Below are 7,998 nucleotides of genomic sequence, written 5' to 3'. Positions count from 1 at the left end.
GAGCGGGTTGAGATCGATGACGACCCGAGGCCCGGGGGTGGGCAGGTCGTGCTCGTATCGGTACGGCCAGGGCGTCGGCAGCGGGGCCGCTGCGGGGTGTGCCGGCGGCGGTGCCGCGGGTACGACCGAGGTCAGGGGCGGCGGCGGTGGCGGCATGTCGATGCCGGGCTGCTGCCGGTGTGGCTCGAGGCCGACGCTCCCCGGGTGGCGTGCCCGGAGCATGGGGTGGTCGTGGCGCATGTGCCGTGGGCTCGGCACGGCGCTGGCCATACGGCCGCGTTCGACGACACGGTGGCGTGGTGGGCGACCGCGACGTCGAAGTCGACGGTGTGTCAGCTGCTGCGGATCGCGTGGCGCACGGTCGGAGCGATCATCACCCGCGTCGCCGGCGAGGCCGTACAGGCGCGGGACCCGCTGGAGGGGTTGCGCCGGATCGGGATCGACGAGATCTCCTACAAGAAGGGCCACCGGTACCTCACCGTCGTGGTCGATCACGACGCGAAACGGTTGGTACGGGCCGCTCCCGGTCGGGACAAGGCGACCCTGCGCTCGTTCTTCGACGCCCTCGGACCCGATCGGTCCGCATTGATCACGCACGTCTCCGCGGACGGCGCGGACTGGATCGGGGACGTCGTGACGCAGCGGTGCCCGACCGCTATCCGGTGCGCCGACCCGTTCCATCTGGTCGTCTGGGCCACCGACGCGTTGGACGAGGTCCGCCGGAAGGTGTGGAACGACGCGCGCCGCGCCGGGGACACGCAGGGTGCGAGAGCGTTGAAGGGCGCGAGCAACACTAGCCTCGCTAATTCACCGGCGTCGGTGACGGCCGCTACTTGGCGTGCTGACGGCGCATTCTTCTTTCGGGTGTGGCGGAGTTCCGCGTGGCGCTGCGGGCGGGTCTCCGGTGGTGCTCGCTCGTGAGTGGACGGGTGAGGGGGCGAGCCTCAGGTCCGCAGCGGGGTCAGGCCGCGGATCGCGGTGAACGCGGATAGGACGTCTTTGGCCCAGGGCCAGGTGGCCGGGAACCGGAGGTGGCGTTTCCGGGCGCCGTGGGTCAGCCGGGCGGGGACGTGCAGGAGGCGGTACCGCAGGGCTTTCGGCTCGCACGCGGTCAGGTTGGCGGGCAGCGCGAGCAGGCGCAGCCAGGCGATGAGGTCGGCCGCGATCGACGCGGCGATGAGCCAGGACTGGTTGATGGCGTATTCGCGGGAGGGGAACCGGCCGATGCCGGTGTCTTTGGCGTGCCGGATCCTCGTCTCGACCCGGGCGTGGGCGCGGTGGCGGGCTTCGAGGAACGCGACCTGCCCGCCCTTGGCGAGGGGGGTGTTGGTGGCGACGGCTTGGTAGCGCCATCCGTCGGCGTCTTCGAACAAGGATAGGGCCGCGCCGGGGTGGGGGTGCTCACGGCGGATGATCACTCGCATCCCGGTCGGCCAGTTCTTGAGGTTGAGCATGCCGGTGATCTCCACGACGTCGCCGTGTTCGCGGGGTTCGCCCTGGGCGGTGATCGCGGGCTGCCACGCCTTCTTCGGGACCTTCGCGATGGCGTCGCGGACCTTGTCGGTCACGGCGTACCCGACCGAATACTCCACTGTCCAGCCACGTTTCGCGTCAAGGCTGGTGAGCCAGTCGAGCAGCCCATGCGAGGCGCCGGCCCCGTCGGCGCGGATCAGCAGCTTCCGCCGGTGCGTAGTCGGGACCTGGGCGATGGCCGCGGTCACGACGGCGATGTGGTCGGCGACGGTGTTCGAGCCGGCGTTCCCGGGCCGCAGCATCAGCGCCATGCTCTCCTGGGTATTATCGCACCAGACACCCAAAGGGTGATAGCCGAACCCTCTTTTGAAGGTCGACGCTGCGTGTTCCTTCTCTGAGTGCGTCGTGACCAGGGTGGCGTCGACGTCGAGGACGACGACGTCACCAAGGTCGGTGTCCGCGACCTTCGAGGCGGGCAGCCCCCCGGGCAGCTGGGACCAGACATGGGCGCGGACCTTCGCCCTCGCCGCATCGATCCGCTTCGCCACCGCGGGGGTCATCCCCTTCAAGGCCCGCCACACCGTCGGCGCGGACGCGACCGACCCGAGGACCTCACCCTGGTGACGCAGGACGTTGATGTCCGCGATCGCCTCACCACCGCCCGCGATCAGGACCGCAACGTCCGCTAGGACCTGTCCCCGGTCGTGGGTCGGGGTGAAACCCCGGCGGGCCATCGCCGAGGACAACGCCCCGGTCAACCCGACCTGGTCGCACAGCATCCGGGTCGCGACGTTCCCCGCGTGGGCCACGACCCCGGCCCCGTCCGCGGACACGACCAGCCCAGAGGACCAGCGGCCCAACCCGCTGCGCCGGGTCCCTTTCCGCCGCGCCCGTCGGACCGCCTTCTTCGTGGACCGTGCCGTTGTACCCTGCATGTGCGAGGTGCCTTCCACTCGAGCCTACTGAACCGTCGACAAGTCCAGTATCTCGTTGTGCGACAGGCACTTTCGCGTTTTCAGACCGCGTGTCGAGTCACGTTCCGTGAACGGGCGAGGCTAGGTCTGCGGGCCGGGGAAGTCGCTGCGCTGGGCCTGAAGGATGTGGACTGGCGTGCTGCGACGATGACGGTCCGGGGCAAGGGCAGCCACACTGGTCAGCTGCCGTTGCCGCCCGCCGTCGGGCAGGCGATCACCGACTACCTGCAGGTAGGCCATCCCGGCAGCACCGTGTGCGGTGCGCTGTTCGTGCGGGTCCACGCCCCGGCAGGTGGGTTGACTCGGGGAGCGGTCAGCAACATCGTCGCGGCCAAGGCACGTCGGGCCGGGCTCGGCACGATCCATGCCCACCGGCTGCGGCACACCGCCGCGACCGCGATCCTGCTCTCGGGTGGGTCCCTGGAAGAGGTCGGACAGGTTTTGGCGCACCGCAGGAGCGCGACCACGACGATCTACGCCAAGGTCGACGTGGACACCCTGCGCTCGATCGCCCGGCCGTGGCCGGCCACGCCGGCCACCTACCCCACTGAGGGGGTGCTGACGTGAGCACCTTGGACGTGGCCGTGGGTGACTATCTGCGGTTGCGTCGAGCGATGGGATTCAAGCTGCAACGAGCGGAGAAACTGCTGGGGCAGTTCCTCGCCTTCCTCGACGAACACGACGAGCCCGTCATCACCGCCGATCTGGCCCTTACGTGGGCGGGGCTGTCCGAGGGGGCGTCCTCGCGGTGGGTCGACCAACGGCTGGGGACCGTGCGGTGCTTCGCAGCGTGGTGGGCGTTACACGATTCCCGCACCCAGGTCCCGCCATCGGGGCTGACCCATTGCCCGCCCGGGCGGGCCGTTCCCTACCTGTACACCCCGGCACAGGTCACCGCTTTGATGGACGCCGCGGCGAGGCTGCCGCGACCGCTGCGGGCCGCGACCATCTCGACCGTGATCGGGCTGCTCGCCATCACCGGCATGCGTGTCGGTGAGGTCTTGGCCCTGGACCGCGACGACGCGGACATCGACGATGGCCTCCTGGTGGTGCGAGACGCGAAGTTCGGCAAGTCCCGTCTGGTGCCGCTGCACCCGAGCGCCCAGGCTGCCTTAAGGCAGTACCAGGCCCGACGCGACGACCTGTGCCCACACCCTTTCTCCCCGGCGCTCTTCATCACCGGGCAGGGGACACGGCTCGGCTACAACAGTCTGTGGCGCACTTTCCACGACCTGAGCGCCCGAGCGGCCCTGCGTGCCCGGTCGTCGCAGTGCCGGCCCCGGATCCACGATTTTCGTCACTCTTTCGCCGTGACGACCTTCGTCGAGGGGTACCGGGACAAGAAAAACATCGACGCGCTGCTGCCGACCCTGGCGACCTACCTGGGCCACGCCGACCCGAAGCACACCTACTGGTATTACTCCGATTCTCGGGTTATTCCGATACCCGCTCCTTTGCATGCGTGATGGGCCTGTGACCTGGGATGACGCACTCTGGTGACTGTCGCCTGTCGGGATAATCCGATGCGTCAGTTGCGCGCATGGGACCTCTTCCTTGACGTTCTCCACCCATGGTGATGGTGCTGCCATGTTCGTCCGAACCGGCGGTTCATCGAATGAAAGGACAGTGCCATGGGGTCGATGGTGTCCGGGCTGGCTGATGCCGTGCTCGGTGTGGTTGAAGGTGTGGGTTTGTCGGGCGACACGGTCGCTCGCTACGGCAAAAGCTGCGAGGTGGTCGCGGAGTTTTGTGAGCGGCGGGACTTGGACGCGTTGTCAATCAAAGTGGTCGACGAGTTCGTCGCGTGCCAGCAGGAGCGTGCGCGCCGCGGTGAGATCGGCCGGAACAGGCGAAACGCGTTGGTGAAGTCAGCCCGCATGATGCTGGAGTTCCAGAGAACCGGCGGGGTGACCTGGCGGGTGATAGGCCCGGACCCTGGCTCAGCGAGAGCTCCTGTGAAGTCCTGGAACAGTTCGTCGCGGAGGTTGACCTGGAGGTGGCTCCGGGATCGGTGCGGTTGCTGGCCGGCGAGATTCGCCATTTCCTGGTCTATCTCGACCGGATTGGCCGGGGTGTTCTGGGTGCGGTCACTGTGGACGACGTTCGAGGGTTCATGGTCGAGATGGCGCCCAGGCGGCCCGCGGGCATCGGCAACGTGGTGTGGTCGCTGAAGAGGTTCTTCGCCTTCCTCAACGTCGCCGGGCTCAGTGACGTCCACATCGATGGCCTGCTCGCGCTTGCCGCGCCGCGGCGGGTGCGGGCGCTGCCGTGCTTTACCCGTGAGGAGACCGGCCATCTCATTGAGGGGATCGAGACCGAGACCCCCTGCGGAAAACGGGACTACGCGATGGTCTTGCTAGCGTTCTCGACCGGGCTGCGTTGCTGCGACATCGTCGCACTGCGCCTGGACGGGATCGACTGGCGTCGCGATGAGATCCGGCTGGTCCAGGCCAAGACATCGAAGCCGCTGGTGCTGCCGCTCTCAGCACTGGCAGGCAACGCTGTCGCTGAGTGGATCTTGCACGGCCGACCTGATTGCGGCGCCCCAGAAGTGTTCGTCCGGCTCCAGCCGCCGCTGGTGAAGCTGGGGAACTCGACGGGCTCGACCCTCATGCGCCGCCGCCTGACCCGGGCCGGCATCGATCATGTGGCCGGTGACGGCAAGTCGTTCCATGCCCTGCGGCGCACCGCAGGGACAAGGCTCATCGAGTCGGGGGCCGGCCTGCCGTTGGCCGCGCAGATCCTGGGCCATGCCCGCATCGATTCCTCCCGCCGCTACTTCGCCCTGGCCTGCGAGCAGCTCCGCCAGTGCTGCCTGCCGCTGGAGGAGTTCACCTGCATCAAGGAGGGGCTGCGATGAACACATTCACCAGCAACTTCGCACCCCACATCGAGGCGATGCTCGAATGGCGAACCTCGCTGGGACACAGCCTGCGCGACATGCGGAACGCGATGACGGGTTTCGACAGGTTCTGCTCATCGCGTCACCCCAGCGAGACGGTCCTGACCCGGGAACTGGCGACCGCGTGGTGCCGAGACACCGCGACGGGCAGATGGGGCGCCCACAGGAGCCGCGCGGTCCGTGAGTTCGGCAAGTACCTCCAGCTGACCGGCGTGGACGGGTTCATCGTGCCGTCCGCGTGGATCGCCAGACCGACCCGCGGCCTGCCGCACATGTTCACCGATGACGAACTGGCCGCCTTCTTCCGGGCGGCCGACTCCATCGACGCCGAGTACCGCAGCCCGTTCCGTGAGTACACGATCCCGGTCATCTTCCGGCTGATTCTCGGCGCGGGACTGCGCCCGCCCGAAGCCCGCCGCCTGCGCCGCCGCGACGTTGACACCGAGAACGCGATGGTGATGATCGAACGGTCGAAACGGAACAAGGACCGCCGGGTTCCCGTTACCGAGGACTTGGCCGGGCTGCTTGCCCGCTTCGATCACCTGGCGGATCTGCGACGCCCGGACCGGGAGTGGTTCTTTGAGGACCAGCCTGGCCGCCAGTACTCCCCGTCCTGGCTCATCGCCAGCTACCATCGCTGCTGCGAACTTGCGGGCGGGATCGCGCCGGCCTCAACCCCTTACACGCTGCGGCACAATTACGCCACCCGCACCCTGATGCGGTGGGTCGAAGAAGGCAAAGACATCGAGGCCTGGCTGCCGTACCTCGCTGCCTACATGGGACACCAGAAGTACTCCTCGACAGCATGGTACGTCCACCTGCTGCCCGAGCGCCTCGCGGCGACCGGCCTGACCCGTGCGGTCGGCATCATCCCGGCGGTGACGTCGTGAAGACTCGCCGAGAGGCTGCCGACGGCTTCTACCGGCACCTTCGCGAGTGGTTCACCGCGTTCCTGCCCCGCCAGCGTGGCGCAGCCGAGAACACGATCACGTCGTGCCGCCAGACCTGGAACATGCTTCTGGGCTACGTCGCCGAACATCACCACGTCGCAGTCGAGAAGGTCACGTTCACGATGGTTGACCGGGCCACCGTCACCGGATTCCTCGACCACATGCGGGTCACGAAGTCGTGGACAGCCTCGACCCGCAACCAGCGGCTGGCCTGCATCCGGTCGTTCTTCACCTACGCGGCGGCCGCCGAGCCGACGCTCGCGATCTACCTTGCCGACCTCGCCGCCATCCCGCGACTTAAAGCTCCAGCCGCGGCACCGGTGAAGTACATGAGCACTGACGCGGTCACGGCGCTGCTCGCCGTCCCAGACCCGAGCACCCGGCTCGGGCTGCGCGACCAGTTCTTCATGATCCTCATGTATGACCTCGCTGCCCGCGACGGCGAGATGCTCGCCCTGAACCTCGCCGACATCGACACCAGGCGGCTCACCGCGGACCTGCTCGGGAAAGGCTCCAAACCCAGGCGCCTGCCCATCACCAACGAGACGGCCCAGCACTTCGGTCGCTACGCCGCCGTCTTCCACCCCAGCCCGGAACCGGCGGCCCCGATGTTCTACACCGTGCGAAATCATCGTCCGACACGGATGTCTGACGACAACGTCGCCAGGTTCACCCGCCAGCACGCCACCACCGCCAAAGCCAGATGCCCCGACGTCCCGGCCCGGGTCCACCCGCACATGCTCCGGCACTCACGGGCCATGCATCTCTACCAGGCCGGCATGCCGCTGGCCCTGCTCACCGAATGGCTCGGGCACGCCGACCCCGAGACCACACTCATCTACGCACACGCCGACACTGAGATGAAGCGCCATGCTCTTGAGAAAGCAAACAGCGCAACAAGCCAAAGTCCCCTTCCGGCCCCGCTGTGGCACGACCGCGAGGACATCATCCAGCGCCTGTGCGGACTCAAGGAGTGACATCGGATTATCCCGACAGGCGACAGTCACCAGAGCGCGTCATCCCAGGTCACAGGCCCATCACGCATGCAAAGGAGCGGGTATCGGAATAACCCGAGAATCGGAGTAATACCAGTAGGTCGACTTGGGATCGACATGACCCAGATACGTCGACAGCACCGGCAAGCGTGCCGGCACGTCGACCCCGTCCCGGTACCAGTCCAGCAAACTGGCCACCGTGAAGGAATGCCGTAGATCGTGCAGGCGGGGGCGACGGGCCCCGGGTGCGGCGCTGATCCCCGCACCACCCAGCAGAACAGGGAAGGTGTGGCACGCCATGTTGGGGTTCAGGCGGGTGCCGCGGGTGGAGATGAAGAACGCTCCGGTTGATGGCGATGGGTGGACCCCATCGCGGTACTGGGCGTATCGGGTCAGGGCCGCGACGGTGCTTGGGTGCACTGGAATCGCCCGTGACTTACCGAACTTGGAGTCACGGATCGTGATCAACGCAGCGGCCAGGTCGACATCGCCGCGGTCCAGGCGGCAGGCTTCACCAATCCGCATGCCGCTGGTCGCCAAAATCCCGATCAGTGTCGTGTAGGTCGCTGCCCGCAGCGGCGGGGTCAACGTGCCCGCGGCGCGCATCAGCGCGTCGATCTGCGCTGGTGAGTACAGGTAAGGCGTGACCCGGCGGTAGTGGCAGGGCAGGGCATCCGCCGGTGGCACCTGCGTGGCCGGGTCAA

General features: G+C 67.7%; 7 protein-coding genes and 1 pseudogene. 6 read left to right on the top strand and 2 right to left on the bottom strand.

What is annotated here, in order from left to right:
- Nucleotides 1-825, top strand: a pseudogene (locus Q0R63_RS11795) (transposase); the annotation flags it as partial.
- Between the two features lie 119 nt (nt 826-944).
- On the opposite strand, the gene Q0R63_RS11790 reads toward Q0R63_RS11795, so the two are convergent.
- Entirely contained in the window at nt 945-2,306 is a 1,362-nt protein-coding gene (locus Q0R63_RS11790; RefSeq protein ID WP_295697442.1) for an IS1380 family transposase, read from the bottom strand.
- On the opposite strand from Q0R63_RS11790, the gene Q0R63_RS11785 reads away from it, so the two are divergent.
- From Q0R63_RS11785 to Q0R63_RS11765, 5 genes are all read left to right on the top strand, one after another.
- Nucleotides 2,274-3,014, top strand: a complete 741-nt coding sequence (locus tag Q0R63_RS11785) for a tyrosine-type recombinase/integrase (protein ID WP_366521117.1) — start codon at nt 2,274-2,276, stop codon at nt 3,012-3,014. The two genes, Q0R63_RS11790 and Q0R63_RS11785, sit on opposite strands and share 33 nt — an antisense overlap.
- Nucleotides 3,011-3,913, top strand: a complete 903-nt coding sequence (locus Q0R63_RS11780; RefSeq protein WP_295697440.1) for a tyrosine-type recombinase/integrase — start codon at nt 3,011-3,013, stop codon at nt 3,911-3,913. Before Q0R63_RS11785 ends, Q0R63_RS11780 begins: the two co-directional genes overlap by 4 nt.
- Before the next feature lie 545 nt (nt 3,914-4,458).
- Nucleotides 4,459-5,307, top strand: coding sequence for a tyrosine-type recombinase/integrase (locus tag Q0R63_RS11775; RefSeq protein WP_295697439.1), 849 nt, complete (start codon nt 4,459-4,461; stop codon nt 5,305-5,307).
- Entirely contained in the window at nt 5,304-6,239 is a 936-nt protein-coding gene (locus Q0R63_RS11770) for a tyrosine-type recombinase/integrase (protein WP_295697438.1), read from the top strand. The genes Q0R63_RS11775 and Q0R63_RS11770 overlap by 4 nt, the downstream gene beginning before the upstream one ends.
- Nucleotides 6,236-7,276 (top strand): tyrosine-type recombinase/integrase, encoded by a 1,041-nt coding sequence (locus Q0R63_RS11765; protein WP_295697436.1) that lies wholly within the window; start codon nt 6,236-6,238, stop codon nt 7,274-7,276. Before Q0R63_RS11770 ends, Q0R63_RS11765 begins: the two co-directional genes overlap by 4 nt.
- Nucleotides 7,277-7,336: 60 nt before the next feature.
- Here the strand turns inward: Q0R63_RS11765 and Q0R63_RS11760 are convergent.
- Nucleotides 7,337-7,998, bottom strand: a 662-nt coding sequence (locus tag Q0R63_RS11760) for a tyrosine-type recombinase/integrase (protein ID WP_295697435.1), incomplete at its 5' end; no start/stop codon positions are given.

The organism is Lapillicoccus sp. (assembly GCF_025353065.1).
Taxonomy (GTDB): Bacteria; Actinomycetota; Actinomycetes; order Actinomycetales; family Dermatophilaceae; genus Lapillicoccus.
Note: the sequence above shows the minus strand (reverse complement) of the source record. Positions and strands in the feature narration are given on the sequence as shown.